This is a genomic window from Streptomyces sp. NPDC002265, assembly GCF_040296125.1.
GTDB lineage: Bacteria > Actinomycetota > Actinomycetes > Streptomycetales > Streptomycetaceae > Streptomyces.
Window position 1 is genome coordinate 1 of the sequence record NZ_JBEOWS010000149.1, and the last position, 21,445, is coordinate 21,445.

Annotated in this window: 19 protein-coding genes and 2 tRNA genes; 11 read left to right on the top strand and 10 right to left on the bottom strand. The window is 72.9% G+C overall.

Annotation, left to right across the window (positions count from 1 at the left end; translation table 11 throughout):
* Positions 1-107: 107 nt before the first annotated feature.
* A complete protein-coding gene (locus ABT085_RS24605; RefSeq protein ID WP_351611796.1) occupies positions 108-1,109 on the bottom strand; it encodes a DMT family transporter in 1,002 nt (333 codons plus the stop codon).
* Positions 1,106-1,954, bottom strand: coding sequence for a phosphatase PAP2 family protein (locus ABT085_RS24610; RefSeq protein WP_351611798.1), 849 nt, complete (start codon positions 1,952-1,954; stop codon positions 1,106-1,108). Before ABT085_RS24610 ends, ABT085_RS24605 begins: the two co-directional genes overlap by 4 nt.
* A 221-nt stretch (positions 1,955-2,175) precedes the next feature.
* On the opposite strand from ABT085_RS24610, the gene ABT085_RS24615 reads away from it, so the two are divergent.
* Positions 2,176-2,790, top strand: coding sequence for a TetR-like C-terminal domain-containing protein (locus ABT085_RS24615; protein ID WP_351611801.1), 615 nt, complete (start codon positions 2,176-2,178; stop codon positions 2,788-2,790).
* A gap of 147 nt (positions 2,791-2,937) precedes the next feature.
* Here ABT085_RS24615 and ABT085_RS24620 read toward each other — a convergent pair whose 3' ends face one another.
* Positions 2,938-4,017 carry a DUF2510 domain-containing protein gene (locus ABT085_RS24620; RefSeq protein WP_351611804.1) on the bottom strand — a complete coding sequence of 360 codons (1,080 nt, stop codon included), beginning with the start codon at positions 4,015-4,017 and terminating at the stop codon, positions 2,938-2,940.
* A 705-nt stretch (positions 4,018-4,722) separates the two neighbouring features.
* Here ABT085_RS24620 and ABT085_RS24625 point away from each other — a divergent pair.
* Positions 4,723-7,404, top strand: coding sequence for an ATP-binding protein (locus tag ABT085_RS24625; RefSeq protein ID WP_351611807.1), 2,682 nt, complete (start codon positions 4,723-4,725; stop codon positions 7,402-7,404).
* 22 nt (positions 7,405-7,426) lie between these two features.
* Here the strand turns inward: ABT085_RS24625 and pcaDC are convergent, their stop codons facing one another.
* The 4 genes from pcaDC to pcaH are packed head-to-tail and all read right to left on the bottom strand — an operon-like array spanning position 7,427 to position 11,264.
* On the bottom strand, positions 7,427-8,554 hold the full coding sequence (pcaDC, locus tag ABT085_RS24630) for a bifunctional 3-oxoadipate enol-lactonase/4-carboxymuconolactone decarboxylase PcaDC (protein ID WP_351611810.1): 1,128 nt from the start codon (positions 8,552-8,554) through the stop codon (positions 7,427-7,429).
* Positions 8,551-9,882: a 3-carboxy-cis,cis-muconate cycloisomerase gene (pcaB, locus tag ABT085_RS24635; RefSeq protein WP_351611812.1), complete on the bottom strand. Its 1,332-nt coding sequence runs from the start codon at positions 9,880-9,882 to the stop codon at positions 8,551-8,553. The genes pcaDC and pcaB overlap by 4 nt, the downstream gene beginning before the upstream one ends.
* Positions 9,879-10,484 (bottom strand): protocatechuate 3,4-dioxygenase subunit alpha, encoded by a 606-nt coding sequence (gene pcaG, locus ABT085_RS24640; protein WP_351611816.1) that lies wholly within the window; start codon positions 10,482-10,484, stop codon positions 9,879-9,881. The genes pcaB and pcaG overlap by 4 nt, the downstream gene beginning before the upstream one ends.
* A 6-nt stretch (positions 10,485-10,490) precedes the next feature.
* Positions 10,491-11,264 (bottom strand): protocatechuate 3,4-dioxygenase subunit beta, encoded by a 774-nt coding sequence (gene pcaH / locus ABT085_RS24645; protein WP_351611819.1) that lies wholly within the window; start codon positions 11,262-11,264, stop codon positions 10,491-10,493.
* 238 nt (positions 11,265-11,502) lie between these two features.
* Here pcaH and ABT085_RS24650 point away from each other — a divergent pair, with 238 nt between their 5' ends.
* Complete coding sequence (locus ABT085_RS24650) at positions 11,503-11,967, top strand: MarR family winged helix-turn-helix transcriptional regulator (RefSeq protein WP_351611822.1); 465 nt, start codon at positions 11,503-11,505, stop codon at positions 11,965-11,967.
* Here ABT085_RS24650 and ABT085_RS24655 read toward each other — a convergent pair whose 3' ends face one another.
* Positions 11,968-12,984, bottom strand: a complete 1,017-nt coding sequence (locus tag ABT085_RS24655) for a DUF3048 domain-containing protein (protein WP_351611824.1) — start codon at positions 12,982-12,984, stop codon at positions 11,968-11,970.
* A gap of 263 nt (positions 12,985-13,247) precedes the next feature.
* Between ABT085_RS24655 and ABT085_RS24660 the strand changes: the two genes are divergently transcribed.
* Entirely contained in the window at positions 13,248-14,438 is a 1,191-nt protein-coding gene (locus ABT085_RS24660; protein ID WP_351611827.1) for an alcohol dehydrogenase catalytic domain-containing protein, read from the top strand.
* A gap of 129 nt (positions 14,439-14,567) precedes the next feature.
* On the opposite strand, the gene ABT085_RS24665 is transcribed toward ABT085_RS24660, so the two are convergent.
* Entirely contained in the window at positions 14,568-15,638 is a 1,071-nt protein-coding gene (locus ABT085_RS24665) for an ATP-dependent DNA ligase (RefSeq protein ID WP_351611835.1), read from the bottom strand.
* 329 nt (positions 15,639-15,967) lie between these two features.
* On the opposite strand from ABT085_RS24665, the gene ABT085_RS24670 reads away from it, so the two are divergent.
* From ABT085_RS24670 to ABT085_RS24680, 3 genes are all read left to right on the top strand, one after another.
* Entirely contained in the window at positions 15,968-16,159 is a 192-nt protein-coding gene (locus ABT085_RS24670; RefSeq protein ID WP_351611838.1) for a hypothetical protein, read from the top strand.
* Positions 16,160-16,820: 661 nt separating this feature from the next.
* Positions 16,821-17,846 (top strand): non-homologous end-joining DNA ligase, encoded by a 1,026-nt coding sequence (ligD, locus tag ABT085_RS24675; protein ID WP_351611840.1) that lies wholly within the window; start codon positions 16,821-16,823, stop codon positions 17,844-17,846.
* Between the two features lie 110 nt (positions 17,847-17,956).
* Complete coding sequence (locus ABT085_RS24680; RefSeq protein ID WP_351611843.1) at positions 17,957-18,994, top strand: LacI family DNA-binding transcriptional regulator; 1,038 nt, start codon at positions 17,957-17,959, stop codon at positions 18,992-18,994.
* Between the two features lie 24 nt (positions 18,995-19,018).
* Here ABT085_RS24680 and ABT085_RS24685 read toward each other — a convergent pair whose 3' ends face one another.
* Positions 19,019-19,810: a VOC family protein gene (locus ABT085_RS24685; protein ID WP_351611846.1), complete on the bottom strand. Its 792-nt coding sequence runs from the start codon at positions 19,808-19,810 to the stop codon at positions 19,019-19,021.
* A 281-nt stretch (positions 19,811-20,091) separates the two neighbouring features.
* Here ABT085_RS24685 and ABT085_RS24690 point away from each other — a divergent pair, with 281 nt between their 5' ends.
* From ABT085_RS24690 to ABT085_RS24705, 4 genes are all read left to right on the top strand, one after another.
* A complete protein-coding gene (locus ABT085_RS24690; RefSeq protein WP_351611849.1) occupies positions 20,092-20,337 on the top strand; it encodes a WhiB family transcriptional regulator in 246 nt (81 codons plus the stop codon).
* 47 nt (positions 20,338-20,384) lie between these two features.
* A tRNA-Cys gene (locus tag ABT085_RS24695) sits at positions 20,385-20,455 on the top strand.
* 9 nt (positions 20,456-20,464) lie between these two features.
* Positions 20,465-20,536, top strand: a tRNA-Asp gene (locus tag ABT085_RS24700).
* 31 nt (positions 20,537-20,567) lie between these two features.
* A partial coding sequence (locus tag ABT085_RS24705) for an SDR family NAD(P)-dependent oxidoreductase (RefSeq protein ID WP_502982800.1) occupies positions 20,568-21,445 on the top strand: 878 nt, incomplete at its 3' end.

Here is a 21,445-nt window from a genome sequence, read left to right on the forward strand (position 1 = left end):
GCGGAAATCCCGCGCACCGCAGTGATGCGGTGCGCGGGATTTCGTGTGTCCTGCGCCGGGCTCCCCGATTCGCGGGTTCCCCCGTGCGTGCTCACGTGTTCACGTGCTCACAGCGGGGTCAGATGGCTCGGTCCCGGCGGGCGGGGGAGCAGCGCCGGTTCGGCCGACGCGGTCCTCGGCTCCAGCGCCAGCACCGCGGCGACGGGATGCTCCTCGTCGACCGCCCCCGCCGGGTCGTCCGCGTGGAACGGGCCGGGTGTGCCGTCCGGTGCGGGACGTTCCGGTGCTGTGCGTGACAGCAGGACGACACCGAACGCGGCCAGGGCCGCGCCGGCCAGCGCGAGCAGTATTCCCGGCGCCCCGCCCCGAAGGTGTTCGCCCAGCAGGGCGAGGCCGATCGCCGCGGCGGCCACCGGGTTGGCCAGTGTCACCACCGCCAGCGGCGCGCCCAGACCTCCCCGGTAGGCGGTCTGCGCCAGCAGCAGCCCGCCGGCGGCGAAGGCCGCGACGAGCAGCGCCACCCCGATCACCTGCAGGCTCAGCACCGGGCCCGAACGGTCGGTGGCGGCCACCGTCACCGTCTGGGTGAGCGCCGAGGCGACCCCGGAGGCGAAGCCGGACGCGGTCGCGTGCCGCAGCCCCGGCCGCGCGCCCGGACGGGACAGCAGCCCGATGAGTGCCGCCGTCGCCCCGGCGACCGCCAGTGCCTCGGGCAGGCTCAGGACCTCGTCGGGTGCGGACCCCGAGGCCATGGCGAGGATCACGGCCAGCCCGGCGAGGGTGTACGCGGTGCCGCGCCACTCGTTCGCGCTGACCCGGCGGCCCGCGAGCCGGGCGCCCAACGGCACCGCCGCGACCAGGGTCAGCGCGCCGAGCGGCTGCACCACGGTGAGCGGGCCGTACTTGAGGGCCACCACGTGCAGTAGAGCAGCGCCGGCGTTGAGCCCGACGGAACTCCACCAGGCGCCGCTGGCCAGCAGGCGCAGCGTGCCGGAGTCCGAGCCGGACCCGGAGGTGCGGGAGGCGAGGCGCTCCTGGCCGACGGCCGCGGCCGCGTAGGCGACGGCGGAGAACAGCGAGAGGACGACGGAGACCAGGGTGGCGGTCATCGGACGGCCCCCGCCGACGCGAGCGCCTTCGCCGGTACGTGGTCCTTCGCCGGTACGTGGTCCTGTGCCGGTGCGCGGTCCTGTGCCGGTACGTGGTCCTCGTGGACGTGTCCCGCGGTCGTGGCCGTCCGGCGCGGCGGGCGGATCACCGCGAGCGCCAGGCAGAGCAGGGCGCCGGCCGTGATCGCGTCCAGCCAGTAGTGGTTCGCCGTGCCGACGATCACCAGCAGGGTCAGCAGCGGATGCAGCAGCCAGAGCGGACGCCACCGTGAGCGGGTCGTGACGATCAGGCCGATCGCCACCATCAGCGCCCAGCCGAAGTGCAGCGAGGGCATCGCGGCGTACTGGTTCGAGAGGTGGTCGCTCGACGGAGGGCCGTACACGGACGGCCCGTACACCCGGGCGGTGTCGACCAGTCCCGTCGCCGCGAGCATCCGCGGCGGGGCGAGCGGGAACGTGAGATGCAGCACCAGGGCGGCCGCGGTGAGCGCGGCCAGGACCCGGCGGGCCCATATGTAGTGGGCGGGGCGGCGCAGATAGAGCCAGATCAGGAAGACCACGGTGGCGGGGAAGTGGACGGTCGCGTAGTAGGTGTTCGCGAGGTGCGCCAGGGTTTCCCGGTGCAGCAGCGGGGCCTGGACGAGGCCCTCGCCGGGCAGGTGGACCGCCCGCTCCAGGTCCCACACGCGCCGGGCGTCGCGGAAGGCCTCACCGGTGTGGCCGCTCGCCAGCTGCCTGCCGAACTTGTAGACGAGGAAGAGTCCCGCGACGAGCAGGAACTCACGGACGAGCGGTGGCCGCGCTGTCGCGTCGGGCTCCGCTTCTTCAGGCTCGGTTCGGTTCATCCCCCGGCCCCCTTGCTGACGGTGGTGCGTGCGCGCGGCGGCGAGCTCGGCGCTCGTTTCTCCGCGTACACGTATATGCATATGGCAACGACACGGTGCCGTACCGATACGGTAGTGTACCGATACGTTGGTGTACCGGTACACTGGCGTATCGATTGCATGCGACACACTGGAGAGGGGCCCCGTCGGGCCTGTCGGACAGCAGTGAGGGGAAAATGCCGATGACGTCGCAGGCCGCGGAGGGACCGGAGACGGTCGTCGCCTCGCGCCGCTCCAAGCTCACCCGCGAACGTGAGCAGGAGTTCTTCGACGCCGTCCTGGATCAGATCCGTGAATGCGGCTACGAATCCCTCACCATGGAGGGCGTCGCCATGAGTACGCGGTGCAGCAAGTCCACGCTCTACCGGCAGTGGGGGACGAAGCCCCACTTCGTGGCGGCGGCGCTGCGCTCTCGCCGGCAGGCGCGCTTCATCGGCGTCGACACCGGAACGCTCGCCGGCGACCTGCGCGAGGTGGCGCGGGCCGCGGGTGACTGGGCGGGCAAGGACACCAAACTGCTCCAGGCGCTCGGCCACGCCGTCATGCAGGACCTCGAACTCCAGAAGGCGCTGCGCGAGGCACTCGTCGAGCCGGAGATCGCCGAGCTGGAGTGCATCCTCCGGCGGGCGGTCGAGCGCGGCGAGGTCGCGGCCGGAAATCCGGCGCTGGCCTACGTGCCCGCCATGATGTTCGGTGTCCTGCGGGTGCGGCCCGTGCTGGTGGGCGAGTACGCCGACGGGGACTACCTCGTCGGGTTCGTGGAGGCCGCCGTGCTGCCGGCGCTGGGCCTCACCTGATACTCAGGCCGCCGTCCCCGGGATGACCGGACGGTGACCTGCTCGCGCCGCACCGTGGGGACGGGGGCGGCGCGCACCCCCCGGCCGGGTGGGGTTCCTCTTGAGCGGAGAGGAGCCTCACCCGGCCGACAGGCTTTCCGGGGCCGGTCAGACGTTCTGACCGCTGCCGCTGCCGGTCGACACCTTGATGCCCTTGGTGATGTCGTCGATGACCGACACCTTCTGGTCCGTGTCGACACCGAAGCGGACCACGACGATCCGTGAGGGGTTCGCCGGAGAGGGGAACGCCAGCGACTCGACGTAGCCGTCGGCACCCTTGCTCGTGACCGCCTTCCAGCGGACCAGATAGCCCTTCTGCCCGGCCACCGTCACCGCCTTGGAGGCCAGCACCTGGTGCGAGGTGATCTTGCCGTAGGTGGTGCCGCCGTAGGACTCCTCGGCGTTCGTGGCGATGTCCGCCTTGGCGACCGCCTCCGCGGTCGAGCCCTTGGTGCCCAGGACCAGGGCGGGGGCCGAGTAGGCGCCGCCCTTGGTGCACTTCTGCGAGGTGTTGCCGGGGCAGTCGTACGAGTTGTTCGACGTGACCTGCGCGCCGACGTTGAGCTCCTGGCCGTACCAGTCGTCCGGGATCGGGATGCTGATCCCGCTCACCGCGTCGGTGACCGAACCGCTCTTGATCTTCGGTGCCTCGGACTGGTCGGGCGCGGGGGACTGTCCGCCGTCGCCCGAGCCGCCGTCGGAGCCGCCCGGGCCGCCCTGGCCGCCAGATTCGCCGAAGGGGCCGCCCTGCCCGCCGGAGCCGTTCGGGCCGCCGGGGGCGCCCTGGCCCTGACGTGCGTCGTTCGTGCCGCCGCCACCGTCGTCCCTGGTGAGCGCGAACACGCCGATGCCGATGCTGGCGAGCACCGCCACCGCGACGCCGACGGCTATGCCGGTCCGCAGCCCGCGTCGTCGGCCGTCCGCCGGCGGCTGTCCGGGGTAGCCGGGATGCCCGGGGTAGCCGGGGTAGCCGGGGTATCCCGGCTGTGTCGGATAGGAGAGGCCGGGCGAGACGTACGGCTGCGTACCTTCCGGCGACACCTGCATCGGCGGACCCCAGCCGGCGGCCTCTCCCGCGGGGCGGGTCTGGTCCGTCCACGTCTTGCCGTCCCACCAGCGCTCGGTGGGGGGACCATCACTTTTCTGCCCGGGGTCGGGGTACCACCCGGGAGGAGTCACCTGCGTCATGACCCCACCGTATGAGGCGTCGGTGAAAGAGGGATGAGAGGGACCCCGTCCCGGCCTCCGCAACCCCTCTCCGCCGGTCCCCGACGCGGGCCCGGACCACCTCCGCGACACGTCACCGGGCCAACCGCGCGACACGTCACCGGGCCAACCGCGCGATATGTCACCGGGCCACCCCTCGGTACGTCACTGGACCACCCGTCCCCAGCGCGCGGGGCCGGACCATCCCTCCTCGGCCCGTCACCGGACCACCCGTCCCCAGCGCGCGGGGCCGGACCATCCCTCCTCGGCCCGTCACCGGACCACCCCTCCCCAGCGCGTACGACTGGACCACCCGCCCCCGCGCGCCACCGGACCACCCCCCTCGGCGCGCCACCAGACAGCCACCGCATCGCCACCGCATCGCGACCCCCGGACCGCCACCCCACCGCCACCGCACCGCCACCCCCACCCACCCTCGATCGCTCCGCCGCCTCCCGCTCCCGGGGCCCCGGCCCCTGGCCCCGTCGTCGTGAATGGACCGTCAATTTGTCCCGGGAGCAACGCTGTTGAAGCTCGGAGGCAGTCCCGCACGGGACCCGGCGTCGTCCCGGCGTGCCTGCCGTCACCCTTGGCGGCAAGAGGTGCGCGGACCGGCCTCCGGTTCCCGGGCGGGGCGGCTACGGTTGAGGTCTGTATGTCGTTCGGGCGACTTCGGGAGGTAGCGGGATGACGGAGGCCAGGCCCACGTCGGCCGCCTCACCTTCCCTGTGGGAGCGCGACGGGGAAGTCGCCGTCATCGCTCGCGCGGTGGAGACCCTGTGCGCCGACCGCTCCTCCGCGGGGAGCCTGGTGGTGCTCCGGGGCGAGGCGGGACTCGGCAAGACCGCGCTGCTGGCCGAGACGCGTCGCATCGCCGAGGCCCGTGGCTGCACCGTCTGGTCCGCGCGCGGCGGCGAGACCCTGAGGTCCGTCCCCTTCAACGTCGTAAGGCAGTTGCTCCAGCCCGCCCTGGTGTCGCTGCTGCCGGAGGAGGCCCGCGAGTACCTCGGCGACTGGTACGACATCGCGGGTCCCGCCCTCGGCATCACGGAGCCCGGCGAGCGCCGCGCCGACCCGCAGGGCGTCCAGGACGGACTCGTCGCGGCGGTGCGCCGGCTGGCCGGGCGGGACTGGCCGCTCGTCCTGCTGATCGACGACGCCCACTGGGCGGACCAGGAGACCCTGGGCTGGCTCAGCGCCTTCGCCGAACGTCTCGACGGCCTTTCCGTCCTGGTCGTCGTGGCCCGCAGGCCCGGCGGGGTCAGCGGCGAGAGCGCCCGCCACCTGGACAGCATCGCCGCCGCGGCGGGCGCTCCGGTCACCACCCTGAGCGCCCTGACCCCGGACGCGGTGGCGGGCCTCACCCGGGCGACACTCGGCCCGCACGCCGACGCCTCGTTCTGCCGGGAGGTGTGGGCCGTCACCGCCGGCAACCCCTACGAGACGATCGAACTCCTCGCCAAGGTGCAGGACACCGAGCTGCAGCCGACCGACTCCTCGGCCGGCGAGCTGCGCGCCCTGAACCGCTCGGCACGCGGCGGTGGCCTCGTGGCCCGCCTGGAACAACTCGGCATCGACGCCACCCGGTTCGCCTGGGCCGCCGCCATCCTCGGCACCGGCATCTCGGTGGAGCTCGTGGCCAGGCTCGCCGCGATGCGCCACGACGACGCCGTGCGCTGTGCCGAACTGCTGTGCAGCGCCCGCTTCCTGACCGAGCCGGACCCCAGCGCGGGCCCGGTGTCGCAGGGCGAACTCCAGTTCCTCCACCCGCTGATCGCCTCCGCCGTCTACAACTCCATCCCGGACGCGCTGCGTACCGCCATGCACGGCATCGCCGCCCAGGTCGTCACCGACTCGGGCCGGGGAGTGGCCGCCGCGGCCCGCCATCTGCTCCAGGTCCATCCGGACGACGACGAGGAACTCGTCGAGCAGCTGCGGGAGGCCGCCCGGGAACATCTCGCCGTCGGCGCCCCGGACGCGGCCCGAGCCTGTCTCGAACGCGCCCTGCTGGAACCGCCCCGCCCCGAGGTGCACGCCCGGGTGCTGTACGAACTGGGCTGTGCCGCCCTGTTGACCGCGCCCGCCCGGACGATCGGCCATCTGCGGACCGCGCTCGCCATGCGGGGCCTCGACGGCGCCGAACGCGTCGACGCCGTCTTCCGCCTCTCCCAGGCTCTGCTGCACAACGACCAGCTGGAGGAGGCGGTCCGCACCGTAGAGGCGGAGGCCGCCCGGCAGGGGGCCGGACCCGCGCGGATGCGGTTGCAGGCCGTGCAGTACATGTGGGAGGGCATCTTCGGCGAGACGACCTCGCCGGGCCGGTCCGAGCGGCTGGCCGAGCTCGCCCGCACCTGCGCCGGCCGTGACAACTCCGAGCGCGCCGTGCTGATCCTGCGCGCCTTCGACCTCATGGCGCACGGCGGGAACGCCGAGGAGGTCCTGGAGTGCGCCGACCGCGCCCTCGTCAACGGCCGCCTCGCGCCGGGCCTCGGCTGGACCGACAGCGAGTGGGGCATCGAACTGCTGATGATGCTGGGCAGCTCGTACGCCTATGCCGACCGCCTCGACCGGGCCGAGAGCCTGTTCGCCGAGGCGCTGCGCGTCTACACCACGGCCGGCTGGAGCGGCGGCCACCTCGCCCTGGCCAACGCGTTCGTCGGGCTCGCCTACCGCAGACAAGGCCGCCTCAGGGACGCGGAGGCCATCCTGCGCGAGTCGTTGCGGCTGGCCGAGCGGGTCGGCCGCGGTCTGCCCCTGTACTGGTCGGCGTCCTGCGGGCTGGTCGACACGCTGCTGGCCCGCGGCCATGTCGACGAGGCCTGGGCGGTCGCCGAGCGGTACGGCTTCGCCCCACCCTACCCGTCGACCATCGTGCTGCCCGACCCCCGCTCCGTACGCGGCCGTCTGCTGCTGGCCGCCGGCCGCACCAAGGAAGGGGTCAACGAACTGGAGGCGGCCGAGAAGGCGGCCGCCTCCCGCGGCGGCCACAACCCGGTGCTCGCCCCGTGGACGGTCGACCTGGCCAGGGCGCTGGCCGTCGAGGATCCCGTCCGGGCCGGACGGCTCGCCGCCGACGCGCGCCGTCAGGCCGAACGCTTCGGCACGGACACCGCCATCGGCGAGGCCCTGCGCTGCGCCGCCGCGCTGGAGACCGGGCAGCGCGCGGTCCGGCTGGCCGGCCAGGCGGTCGCCTACCTGGAGTCCTCGCCCTGCCAGTACGAACACGCGGCCGCCCGGGTCGAGTACGGCATCGCCGCCCGCTCGGTCGCCGACCTCAACCGGGGCCTGGCACTGGCCCGTTCGTGCGGTGCCGACGGCCTGGTGCGCCAGGCGCGCGAGGCCCTGGACACGACCCGCGGACCACGCTGAGCCCGGACCGCGGGCGGCCGGATCACTCGCCGTGCTGTTCCTCCTCGGCCAGCACCCGCTGGGCCGTGGCGAACGCCGAGTTCGCGGCCGGGACCCCGCAGTACACGGCCGTCTGCAACAGCACCGCGCCGATCTCCTCGGGGCTGAGCCCGTTGCGGCGGGCCGCCCGGACGTGCATGGCCAGCTCCTCGTGGTGGCCGTGCGCCACCAGCGCCGTCAGCGTGATCATGCTGCGTTCGCGGCGGTCGAGCGTCGGGTCGGTCCAGATCTCACCCCACGCATAGCGCGAGATGAAGTCCTGGAAGCGCGCCGTGAACGGCGTCTGCCGGGCCTGCGCGCGGTCCACGTGCGCGTCGCCGAGGACCTCGCGCCGCACCTCCATCCCCCGCCGGGCGACTCCGCCGAGGTGCGCCCGCAGCGCCGTCAGCACGGCCTCCGGGCACTGCGCGGGCGCCAGGTGCGAGGCGCCGGGCAGTTCGACGAGGGTGGCGTGCGGCACCGCGTCGGCGATCTCCCGCAGATGCGCGGGCGGGGTCGCCGGGTCCTGGCGGCCGGCGATCAGCAGGGTGCGTACGGAGATCTCGCCGAGCCGGTCCCGCAGGTCGAACGCGGCCAGCGCGTCGCAGCAGGCGGCGTACGCCCCCGGGTCGGCCTCCCGGTGGTCCCGGACCAGCCGGGGCACACTGAACCCGGGGGTGAACCAGCGGGCGTCCGCGTTCTCGGCGAGCCCGGCCAGCCCCTCGCGCCGTACCAGCGCGGCCCGCTCCTGCCACGGCTTCGCGCCGTCGAAGTGCGCCGAAGAGCAGATCACGGCCAGCGACGAGACCCGCTCGGGGTGGTGCAGGGCGAGGTGCAGGCCCACCGCGCCGCCGAGCGACACCCCCGCGTACCCGAACCGCTCGATCCCGAGGGAGTCGGCGAGCGCGAGCACCAGAGCCGCGAGGTCCCCGACGGTGGCGCCGGGGCCGATCAGGTCCGGTGCGCTGCCGCCGTGCCCGGGCAGGTCGAAGCGGACCACCCGGTGACCGGCCGACAGCTCGGGCGCCACCTTGTCCCACAGGGCGTACGACGTGCCGAGGGACGGCCCCAGCAGCAGCGGGGGAGCCGAAGCAGGCCCCTCGGCGAGGTGGTTGAGGAGTGTGGGGGTCAACGTCGCTCCAGACAACGGTCGGTGAGTGCTCCGGCGCAGCCGGTGTAACGGGTGGGATCGACGGCTTCGGTGAGCTCGACCCCTTTCAACTCCGGCTCTTCCGAAAGGAGTTCGGCCAGCTGACGGCCCTCGGTGCGGGTGCGCCGGGCGAGGTCGGTGAGCAGCTCCTTGGCGCGGGCCCGGCCGAGCACCCCGGCCAGCTCGGCCGACAGCCGCTCGGAGACGATCAACCCGTCGGTGAGGTCGAGGTGTTCACGCATCACGTCCGGGTGCACCCGCAGTCCCTCGGTGAGTTCGGCGGCGTCCCGGGCGGCACCCCCGGCCAGCCGCAGCAGCTCCCGCAGCGGCTCCCACTCCGCGTGCCAGGCACCCGCCGGCCGTTCGTCCTCGGCGACCAGTGCCCCGTAGAGCGTGGCCGCGAGCTGGGGTGCCCGGCGCGCCGCCGCGGCGATCAGCGTCGACCGTACGGGGTTGGCCTTGTGCGGCATGGCCGAGGAACCTCCGCCGCCGCCCTCCGTGACCTCGCCGATCTCGGTGCGGGTCAGGGTCAGCACGTCCACGGCCGTCTTGCCCAGCGCGCCGGCGGTGAAGGCCAGGGCACCGGCCAGGTCGGCGATCGGGGTGCGCAGCGTGTGCCAGGGCAACAGCGGTTCCTTCAGACCGAGTTCGCGGGCATAGGCGGCGGGCAGGGCGAGCGGGTCGGCGGCGCCGTACCCGGAGAAGGCCGCGAGGGTCCCGGCCGCGCCGCCGAGCTGGGCGGGCAGCGCGTCGCGTACGGCGGTCAGCCGGTCGCGCGCGTCGAGCACCAGCGACCGCCAGCCGGCCGCCTTCAGCCCGAACGTCGTCGGCACGGCGTGCTGGGTGAGCGTCCGCCCCGGCATCGCGGTGTCCCGGTGCGCGGCGGCCAGCGCGGCCAGCGCCCGCTCCGTACGGGCGAGATCGCCGAGGACCGGGCCGAGCGTGCGCACGGCCACCAGCATCGTCGCCGTGTCCATGATGTCCTGGCTGGTCGCGCCCCGGTGGACGTAGGGACCGTGCTCCGGGCCGACCGCTTTCGTCAGGTCGGCGACCAGCGGGATCACCGGGTTCCCGCCGCTCCGGGCCCGCAGTGCCAGCCCGTGCACGTCGAAGCCGGCGCCCGCGGCCGCCTCGGTCACCGCCGTCGCCGCCGCGGCCGGGGCCAGGCCCAGCGCCGCCTGCGCCCGGGTCAGCGCGGCCTCCGCGTCCAGCAGCGCCCGCAGAAAGGCGCGGTCACCGGTCGCGGCCGCGGCGGGGGAGCCCGCCCAGCCGGGGCCGAGCAGGCCGGTGTCGGGTTCGGCAGCTGTCACTGGAACTCCAGGAAGACCGTCTCGCCTTCGCCCTGAAGGCGGATGTCGAAACGGTACGTGCCGTCGCCCCCGTCCCGGGCGATCAGCGTGTCGCGGCGTTCCTCGGCCAGCCGCTCCAGCAACGGGTCCGCGGCGAGTGCCGCCTGATCGCCGGGCAGGTAGATCCGGGTGAACAGGTGGACGAGCAGCCCCCGCGCGAAGACGCACACACTGAGATACGGTGCGCTGCGCCCGCGTGCGCCGGGGCGCAGTGTGCGCGCGTACCAGTGCCCGTCGGCATCGGTCTGGATCCGGCCCCAGCCGGTGAACTGCACGCCGTTGCGGCCCAGGTGGCCACCGGTCGCGGGGTCGCGCCGCATCGAGCCGTCCGTCGTCGGCATCCGGCCGTCCGGACCGGGTCCCCACAGCTCCACCAGGGCGTCGGGCAGCGGGTTGCCCTCACCGTCGTACACATACCCCTGGACGGTGATGGTGTCCGGGTGGCCCACCGGGGCGATGTCGCCGCCGCCCGGGAACGGCAGCGCGTAGCCGTAGAACGGGCCGACGGTGTGCGACGGGGTGGGCAGCACGCTCTCCGGCCTGCTGGTGTCGATCTTCGTCATGGCCGGTCAGCGCCCTTCTTCGAGCCAGGTGGCGTTCGGTCCGTCGAGGACCAGGTCCCAGTGGTAGCCGAGCGAGAACTCCGGCACGGACAGGCTGTGGTCGTACGTGGCGATCAGCCGCTGCCGGGCGGCGTCGTCCGTCACGGACTGCAGGATCGGGTCGTAGGGGAAGAGCGGGTCGTTCGGGAAGTACATCTGCGTCACCAGCCGCTGGGTGAACGCCGAGCCGAACACCGAGAAGTGGATGTGCGCCGGACGCCAGGCGTTGACGTGGTTGCGCCACGGGTACGGCCCCGGCTGGATCGTGGTGAAGCGGTAGAAGCCGGAGTCGTCGGTGAGGGTGCGGCCGACCCCGGTGAAGTTCGGGTCCAGCGGGGCGTCGTGCTGCTCGCGCCGGTGGGCGTAGCGGCCGGCCGAGTTCGCCTGCCAGATCTCCAGCAGCTGGCCGCGCACCGGACGCCCGTCGCGGTCCAGCAGCCGGCCGGAGACGGTGATCCGCTCGCCGATCGGCTCACCACGGTGGTGCCGGGTCAGGTCGTTGTCGATCTCGGTGATGTCGCGCTCGCCGAAGGCGGGGGAGGACAGCTCCACCAGCTCCGGGTCCTGGGTCACGTCGATGGCGACCGGCGGCTGCTTCGGGTGCCGCAGCACCGAGGAACGGTACGGCGCGTAGTCCCGTCGCGGCTGGTGCTCCACGGGCGCGCCGTCGGCGATCCGCTTCCCGTAGGCGGCGCGTTCGGCCGCGATCTCCTGGTCGATGTCCTGCTGGGTGAGAGCCATGGGAGTCCTAGCGGTTCCTGGATAGTCAGCTAGATGGGGCTAGATAGTCAGCACACTGAGTATTTCGGTGGGAGTTCCCTCACGCTGCCACCGGTGGGTCCGGGCGTCAAGACCCGCGAGAAATGCGCGGTCAACACCTGTCCTTCTCTCGGGCGGTGTCCGCTGCGGTCACGTATTGTTCAGTGCACCGATGAATCTCGCTGCATTCCGACCGCTGACTACGACCACGGGAGCGCACATGGCCGCGGTGGACCTCACCACCCACCCCGGGCACCTGGCCCGGCGGCTTCAGCAGGCCCACCACCTGCTGTGGAACACGATGGTCTCCGAGGAGATCACCTCTCCGCAGTTCGCCGTGCTCAACACGCTGGTCGCCGAGCCGGGCCTCGACCAGCGCACCGTGGGGGAGCGGGTGGGGCTGGACCGGTCCACCATCGCCGAGGTGATCAGCCGGCTCGGCCGGCGCGGGTTGCTGGACAAGGTCCGCGACCCGCAGGACGGCCGCCGCTTCCTGCTGCGCCTCACGGACGACGGCCTGCGCACCCACCGCAGGCTGGCCGTGCGCACGGCCCGGATGAACCAGGTCTTCCTCGCCCCGCTCTCCGCCGCGGAGCAGACACAGTTCTTCGAGCTGATCCGCCGGGTCTCGGACGCGGCCGAGGAGCTGCGCAACCCGGCGGAGCCCCCGGCCGGCCGGGATTGATCACGCCTTGGCCAGCACCACCCACACCTGGCCCTGCGCGAAGTTCACCGGTGAGCCGTCCCGGGCCGTGAACGTCGTGCCCGCGGCGGCCGTCGACCGCTCCCAGCGGACGTCGTAGCTGCGCCCGTCGCGCAGCACCTCCGCCTTCCCGGACCCCACTGTCTCGGTGTACGGCGTGTAGTTGCCGAGCACGTCGTGGTAGCCGGACCTGCGGATCTTCACGTACTGCACGACGACCGTCGCGGGCGCCAGCCGCCGGCCCGCGGCGGTCACCGTCGGGGTCCCGTCCTGGGTGACCAGCCACCGGTGCCGGTCCGCGGACCAGGTGAAGGTGACGCGGGCGGCGGGGTAGCGGACGGTGCGCGTGGTGCGCGGCTGCCCGCCCTCGGGCGCGGCGCCGTAGCGGAAGCCGGTGGTCAGCGCCCCGGGGCCGGGCGCCGAGGGCAGCAGCCTGGACGGCCGGAGGTAGAGGTTGTGAGGTGCGGGGTGGTCGCTGCCCCGGAAGTAGGCGCCGGAGACCCGGCCGGGCGGCTCCGGGCGCAGCGGCGCGTCGTCGATCAGCGGCAGCAGCTTCCCCTGTGCGCCGGAGAAGGCGAGCGTCGGCCGGTCGAACTGGCCCAGCAGCTCGAGGTCGGACTCGCGGGCGCTGCGCACCGGGCCGATCACGTCCGGCAGCCTGGTGGCGTACACGGCCATCAGCCGGCTCAGCCCGCCCTCGACCTGTTCGACGTACACCACGTCAGCTGAGTCCAGGCCCCTCTGCGGCCGGGCCGCGGGCACGTTGTCGATCTTCACGGCGAGCACCGACCCGCTGCTCGTCCGGGTCGGCGGGCTGGAGGGAGTGGGCGTGGCGGCCGTGCTGTGCGCCGAGGGCCGGGGGCGGCCCCGCTCGTCGCCGCCCGGGTGGTGCGAGCTGCAGCCCGCCGTCCACGCGGCCACCACCGCGGTGACCAGCAGCGCCGCGGTCGTCGCGGCGCCCCGCGTACGTATTCTTCGTCCCCTGCCCAATGTCGCCACCCCGTTCCGTGTCCATGCCTGTGCGTTTATCGGCTTTCTGGTGCCTCTACCCGCTCGGTACGGGTTGCGCGCGTCGGCCGCGCCGGTCGATGCGCACGACGCACGCAGGTCCGGTCACGGTTCCGCCGCGGGCCCGACGGCGCACACGGGTCCGGCCGCGGGCCCGACGGCGCACGCGGGCGCGGTTCGGCCGTGGGCCCACGGGTACCCGGGAGGTCACCGCTGTGGCGGACACACCCCGGCGACGGAGGGAGCGCGGCACGATGAGGGCAGTGACTTGGCAGGGCAGACGCGACATACGCGTGGAGGATGTGCCCGACCCGACGATCCAGGAACCGACGGACGCCGTCATCCGCATCACCTCCAGCGGTCTGTGCGGCTCCGACCTGCATCTCTACGAGGTGCTCACACCGTTCATGACCCCGGGCGACATCCTCGGCCACGAGCCCATCGGCATCGTCGAGGAGGTCGGCGCGGGGGTGCCGGACCTGATGGCCGGCGACCGGGTGGTGGTGCCGTTCCAGATCGCCTGCGGCAACTGCTGGATGTGTCTGGAGGGACTGCCGACCCAGTGCGAGACCACCCAGGTCACCGGCGAGGGCATGGGCGCGGCCATGTTCGGCTACACCCGCCTCTACGGCTCGGTGCCGGGCGCTCAGGCCGAGTACCTGAGGGTGCCGCAGGCGCAGTTCGGACCGATCAAGATCCCGGAGGGGCCGCCCGACGACCGGTTCGTCTATCTGTCCGACGTCCTGCCCACCGCCTGGCAGGCGATCTCCTATGCGGGACTCAAGCCGGGCGCCGACATCGCGGTGCTCGGGCTCGGGCCCGTCGGTGAGATGGCCTGCCGGGTGGCCCAGGTGCGCGGCGCCGGGCGGGTGTTCGGCGTGGACCTGGTCACGCGGCGGCTGATGCGGGCCCGCGAGCGGGGCGTGGAGACCTTCGATCTCAGGGAGTTCGACAGCGAGAAGGAACTGCTCACCGCGATCCGCGACCGGACCGCCGGCCGGGGCCCCGACGCCGTCGTCGACGCGGTCGGCACGGAGGCCCACGGCAGCGTGGTCGCCCGGCTGGCCCAGCAGGCCTCGACGATGCTGCCCCGCAGACTCAGCGGCCCGATCGCCGAGCACTTCGCCGTGGACCGGCTCGCCGCCTTCCACACCGCCATCGAACTCGTGCGCCGCGGCGGCACGATCTCGATCGTGGGCGTGTACGGCGGCACGGCCGACCCGGTCCCGATGCTCACCCTGTTCGACAAGCAGGTCCAGATCAGGATGGGCCAGGCCAACGTCCGCCGGTGGAGCGACGAGATCATGCCGTACCTGACGGACGAGGACCCGCTGGGCGTCGACGACTTCGCCACCCACCGGCTGCCGCTGAGCGAGGCACCCGAGGCGTACGAGATGTTCCAGCGCAAGGAGGACGGCGCCGTCAAGATCCTGATGCACCCGTGAGGATCACCCCGGGGGCGTGCCGGAACGCGCCCCCGGTCCGGCTCAGGCCGGTGCCCCGGGGATCTCCGGGCTCAGGCGGGTGCCCCGGGGATCTCCGGGCTCAGGCCGGTGAACCGAGGGTCCCCGGAGTCAGGCCGGTGACCCGAGGATCTCCGCGAGGTCGTAGCGCACCGGTTCCTCCAGCTGCGCGTACGTGCAGCTCTCCGGTGCGCGGTCCGGGCGCCAGCGGCGGAAGCGGGCCGTGTGCCGGAAACGCGCCCCGTTCTCCATGTGGTCGTACGCCACCTCGGCCACCCGCTCCGGCCGCACCGGCACCCAGGACAGGTCCTTCTTCCCCGACCAGCGGCTGGGCGCGCCGGGCAGCCGCGCCGTCTCATGGGCGCTCTCGTCCGACCAGGCGGCCCACGGATGCCCCTCGACGTCCGTGAGCCGCAGCGGTTCCAGCTCCTCCACCAGCTCGGCGCGCCGCTTCATAGCGAAGGCGGCGCACACGCCGACGTGCTGGAGGGTGCCCCGGTCGTCGTACAGGCCCAGCAGCAGCGAGCCCACCACGGGTCCGCTCTTGTGGAACCGGTAGCCGGCGACGACCACGTCCGCCGTCCGCTCGTGCTTGATCTTGAACATGGCCCGCTCGTCCTGGAGGTAGCGCAGGGTCGGCGGCTTGGCGATCACACCGTCCAGGCCGGCTCCCTCGTACTGCTCGAACCACCGCTGGGCCACGGCGACGTCCGTGGTCGCGGGCGCCAGGTGCACCGGCGCCGTCACCCCGGCCAGGGCCCTGGTCAGCAGGGCCCGCCGGTCGGTCAGCGGCAGCTCGACCAGCGACTCGTCGGCGAGCGCCAGCAGGTCGAACGCGACGAGGGAGGCGGGGGTCCGCTCGGCGAGCGTGCGTACCCGGGAGGCGGCCGGATGGATGCGTTCGCTGAGCGCGTCGAAGTCGAGCCGTCCCTCCCGGGCGATCACGATCTCCCCGTCGACCACGCACCGCTCGGGCAGCCGCTCCGTCAGTGCCGCGACCAGCTCGGGGAAGTACCTGGTCAGCGACTTGCCGGTGCGGCTGCCCAGTTCGACCTCGGCGCCGTCGCGGAACACGATCGCCCGGAAGCCGTCCCACTTCGCCTCGTACTGCATGTCCGGCGGGATCCTGGCCACCGACTTGGCGAGCATCGGCTTCACGGGCGGCATGACAGGCAGATCCATGCCCCGACTCTATGAGTCGTCCATGGTGTCCGCGCGCTGCACGGTTCGTCCGGTGGGGTCCGGCCGCCCTGCGGTTTTACCGCTCTTGGGCGGCCGGGCCGCACGTCGTGGTTGCGCTGAGGGCCGCGCGGTGGTCCCTGCGCCGTGGCGGCCGGGGTGTCGGCGGATGCCGCCTGTGGTGAACGTGGTGCTGAGCCCCAGGGGGCGGTGCGGTCGGTGTCGGCCGGGTCGCGGATGATGTGGATCTGGAATGCAGACTGGCAGCGGATGGTGGGGAGTTGGGCATGGGGGATGAACGTCGGACGGCCGAACAGGGGAGGCCCGGTTGGGTGCGCCGCTTGGCTATGTGGCCCATCGCGGTGGTGTTCTACGGTTGCGCCGCTGCCGCCTCGCACTTCTGGAACGGACAGTCGTGGAGCGATGCCGTACTGCTGGCCACTGCGCTGATGGCCATGACCGTGATCACGGTTGAAGTCCGGGCAGCCAAGGAACGTAGGCGGACCGGCCAGGAGAGCCGCTGACGAATCAGCGGTGCGGGTACGGACCGCCGTCCGGTCCGATGGCAGGGCTCCGCGCAGGACGCCGCCAAGAGCAGCGCGCCGGCAGCCGTCAGCAGTAAGGACATCAGCGACGCCGACGCAGCCGCTGGCATCCCGCCGAAGCCTGACGCCGCAACGCAGGCTGCGCTCATCGGCGTCCTCAAGGCCATCAACCCCTCGCTCGTCAGCGACGAGGACAAGGCCATCGGCAACGCCCGCAATCAGTGCTCCACCATCAGCGGCGGCGGCAACGCCGACATGACCGCCAAGGCCCGGTTCTCCACGTCGGATCACGAGGTGACCGACGCCGAGGCCAAGGCCATCAACGCAGCGCTCAAGGCGAGCCTCTGTCCCTGAGCACGAGCACCCCGACCCGGCCGCGCCTCTATGCGGCCGGGTCGCTCAGGTGGGCAGCAAGTGCCCGTGAGGATGTCGCGGTCGAGGGTGGCGAGCATCGCGCGGAGGGCGGTTGGCGCGGCGGGCTGCGCCTTGCGTGTCCTGGCGGCCGGGTCCCTGGCGCGGGCGAGCCGATCTCCTTGACCTGTATTTATCGACAATCTCGCAGATCCATGCCCGATTCTGCGCGAACCCGTCCCCTGACGCCCGGTGTGCGGGCCGGCTGTGGTCGGCCTACCGTGGCCGCATGGGTGACGCGGTGGAACTGGAAGCGGGCGGCCGGACCGTACGGCTGTCCAGCCCCGACAAGATCTTCTTTCCCGAGCGCGGCTACACCAAGCTGGACCTCGCCCAGTACTACCGGGCCGTCGCGCCAGGCATCCTGCGCGCCCTGCGCAACCGCCCCACCACCCTGGAGCGTTACCCCGACGGGGTGAGCGGCGAGTCCTTCTTCCAGAAACGGGCCCCGAAGAACATGCCCGACTGGATCCCGAGGGCCCACATCACCTTCCCCAGCGGCCGCAGCGCGGACGAGATGTGTCCCACCGAGGAGGCCGCCGTCCTGTGGGCCGCCCAGTACGGCACGCTCACCTTCCACCCCTGGCCGGTGCGCCGGGACGACGTCGACCACCCCGACGAACTCCGTATCGACCTCGATCCGCAGCCCGGCACCGACTACGACGACGCCGTCCACGCCGCCCACGAACTGCGGGCCGTCCTCGACCAGTACGGCGGTCTGCGCGGCTGGCCCAAGACCTCCGGCGGCCGGGGACTGCACGTCTTCGTGCCCATCGAACCCCGCTGGACCTTCACCCAGGTCCGGCGGGCCGCGATCGCCGTCGGACGGGAGATGGAGCGCCGGATGCCCGACCGGGTGACGGTGAAGTGGTGGAAGGAGGAAAGGGGCGAACGTATCTTTTTGGACTACAATCAGACGGCCCGGGACCGCACGATCGCCTCGGCCTACTCCGTACGGCCCCGTCCGGACGCCCCCGTCTCCGCCCCCCTGCGCTGGGAGGAGGTCGGCGAGGCGCACCCCCGGGACTTCGACCTCGTGACCATGCCCGCCCGTTTCGCCGAACTCGGTGACGTGCACGCCGACATGGACGATCACGCGTACTCGCTGGAAGCGCTCCTCGACCTGGCGGCGAAGGACGAACGCGACCACGGCCTGGCCGACCTGCCGTATCCGCCGGAATACCCGAAGATGCCGGGCGAACCCAAACGGGTGCAGCCGAGCCGGGCCCGGCACGAGGAGCCGGGCCAGGCGTGACCACTCGGCCGGGGGCGTGACCACTTGGCAGGGGGCACAGCGAGAGCGCTCTCACCGATCTCCGGGGCCGGGGCTATCCTGATCCGCAATCGACGGTGAGGAGTCCCGACATGACCGAGACAGCCGCCCGTCCCACGCTGGAGGCGGTGGCCGCACGGGCCGGCGTCTCCCGGGCCACCGTCTCGCGGGTGGTCAACGGCGGCGACGGGGTGCGCGAACCCCTTGTCGAGCGGGTCAGGCGGGCGGTGGAAGAACTCGGGTACGTCCCCAACCAGGCCGCCCGCAGCCTGGTGACGAAACGGCACGACGCGATCGCCGTCGTCATCGCCGAGCCGGAGACCCGCGTCTTCGCCGACCCCTTCTTCGCCCTGCAACTGCGCGGCATCAGCAAGGAGCTGACGATCCACGACAGCCAGCTGGTCCTGCTGCTCACCGAGGGCCGCGACGACCACGCCCGCGTCGGCCGCTACCTTGCCGGCGGCCATGTCGACGGGGCCCTGGTGTTCTCGCTGCACCTCGACGACGCGCTGCCCGGACTGATCCAGGGCGCCGGAGTGCCGACCGTGTTCGGCGGCCGCCCCGGCTGGAGCGACGGCACACCCGGTCCGGTCTACGTCGACAGCGACAACCGCGGTGGCGCCCGGGAGGCCGTACGCCACCTCGTCGGCCTCGGCCGCACCCGGATCGCGCACATCGCGGGCGCCCTCGACCAGACGTCCGCGGTGGACCGGCTCGACGGCTTCCGGGACGTCATGCCGGATGCCGACCCGAGGATGGTCGTCGAGAGCGACTTCACCCCGGCCGGAGGTGAACGCGCGATGCGTCAACTCCTCGACCGCTGCCCCGACCTGGACGGCGTGTTCGCGGCCAACGACCTCACCGCCGCGGGCGCCCTGCGCGTCCTGCGCGAACGCGGGCGGCGGGTGCCCGAGGACGTCGCCGTGATCGGTTTCGACGACATGCTGCCCGTCGCCGAGCAGACCGATCCGCCGCTGACCACGATCCGCCAGGACATAGAGGAGATGGGCCGTCTGATGGCCCGTCTCCTGCTGCGCCGGCTGGACCGCAGCACCGCCGGCCAGGCCGGCGCGGACACACCGGCCGCCGTGGTCCTTCCGACGACCCTGGTGCGCCGCGCCTCCGCCTAGCCCTCGGAACGGCGCCGGGGCCGCTTACGACTGCTGCTGCGCGCTCCGGATCACCGCGAAGCGGGCTCCGGCCGGGTCGGCCAGCTTGGCGATCCGGCCCACGTCCGGTACGTCCGTGGCGGCCATCCGGACCGTGCCGCCCAGCTCCTGCGCCTTGGCGACGGCCGCGTCCGTGTCGGTCACCTCGAAGTACGGCAGCCAGTACGCGCCGGTGCCGGCCTCCGTCGGGTCGTCGGCCAGCGGGACCACGCCGCCGAACATGGCGTCCTCCCCGCCGTCGGCGGGGTTCAGACAGGTGTAGGTGCCGCCGGGGAACGGCACGGCGGAGGTCTCGTGGCCGAGCACCTTGTGATAGAACGCGGCACCCGCCGCGATGTCCTGCGTGTAGAGCTCGACCCAGCACAGTGAACCGGGCTCCTCGGCCACGTCGACCCCCTTGATGCGTCCCGGCTGCCAGAGGCCGAAGGGCACTCCGGCCGGGTCCGCGAGGATCGCCATGTGGCCCTGGCCCATGACGTCCATCGGCGGGAGCAGCACACGGCCGTGGGCCTGCTCCGCCGTCTTCGCCGTGGCCTCGACGTCCGAGCTCCGGAAGTACACGTTCCAGGACGGCGGGCCCTGTTCCGCGGTGGTCTGCATACCGCCGGCCGCGGTCCTCCCGCCGAGCTGGAAGAAGCCGTAGCCACCGGCTTCGGGGCCCGCCGAGACGAACTGCCAGCCGAACAGGGCGGCGTAGAAGGCGGTGGCGCCCTCGATGTCGGACGTGCCGAGGTCGATCCAGTTGGGGGAGCCGTCGACGAAACGGGTGGTGAGCATCTGCGCCCTCCTTGAAGGGGGTCCCGGTGCCTGCACTGCCGAGTCTTGCACCGCCCACTGACACCCGCTGCCGCAGCGACCCGGCGGTGCGGGACATGACGACGACGGACACGGAGATCACCTTCCGTGACGGCGGATGCTCCGATTGTTCCTCCCGTCTCCGCGCGCCGCCGTGCGCCACGGCGGGGCGCGGAGGGATCATCGGGCGGCCGGAGCCGTCGGACCGTCGCGTTGATCCGGCGTTGATCGAACGTTTTTCGGCGCCCGGCACGATCCTGTCCATGCAGATCGACACCATCGCCACGCCCGACCTCGCCTGGCAGGCCGGGGCTCTGTGCGCGCAGACCGGGGCGGACTTCTTCTTTCCCGAGCCGGGCAGCTCGGTACGTGAGGCGAAACGCATCTGCGGCATGTGCGAGATGCGCTCCGCCTGCCTCGACTACGCCCTCGCCAACGACGAGCGCTTCGGGGTCTGGGGCGGCCTGTCCGAGAAGGAACGGCTCCAGCTCCGGCGCACGGCCGACTGAAAACCCCATGCCCCACCGCCACCCGGCCGGTTACGATCTTGGCGCGTCCGGGCGTAGCGCAGAGGTAGACGCACGCCCTGCAAAGGCGGATACGCCGGTTCGAATCCGGTCGTCCGGGCGCGTGCGCGGTCCCGTAGAGCAGAGGCAGACTCGCCGCCTTGTCAGGGCGGATACGCCGGTTCGAATCCGGCCGGGACCACGGTACGGCGGACACGGGGCGGGCGGGACGGATGGACGAGCGGATCACCGGGCCGGAGACGGGGACGGAGACGGGGGCGGTGGCGGCCACGGGGCCGTACGCCGAGGCCGACCTCGCAGCCGTCGCCGAGACCCTCACCGAACCCTTGACCGAATCCCTCACCGAGGCGGAACTGGCGGCCTTCCACCGGACCGTGGGCAAGCTGCGGGCGCTGCCCGTCGACGACGCCCGCAGGCTGCGGGCGGAGCAGGTCGCCGCGTCCTTCGCCCGCGACGGACGGCTGCGGCGCCGCAAGTCGCGCAGCACCGAGGTCTCGGCCGCCGACGCGGCGGCGATGGCGGCCACCGCGACCGGCGCGGCGGACCGGCGCGAGGACGCGCCCCTGGCCGTACCCGGTACCGGCGGCAGCTTCCGCAGACCGCGTACCTGCTACGTCTGCAAGGAGCCCTATCGACAGGTCGACTCCTTCTACCACCGGCTCTGTCCGCGGTGCGCCGAGGACAACACGGCCCGCCGGGGCCTGAGCACCGATCTCGGCGGCCGTCGCGTGCTGCTCACCGGCGGCCGGGTCAAGATCGGGTTCCAGCTGGCCCTGATGATGCTGCGCGACGGCGCCGACGTGCTCGTCACCTCCCGCTTCCCGCACGACACCGTGCGCCGCTTCAGGGCCGCGCCCGGCAGCACCGACTGGCTCGACCGGCTGACCGTGCTCGCCGTCGACCTGCGCGACCCACGGCAGGTGCTGGGACTCTGCGAGGACCTGCGCCGAACGGGTGAGCCGCTGGACATCCTCGTCAACAACGCGGCACAGACCGTGCGCCGACCGCCCGAGTCGTACGGGCTGCTCGCCGCCGGCGAGGCCGCGCACACGGCGGTGAACGTGCCGTTCCTCGACACGGTGCTGTATCT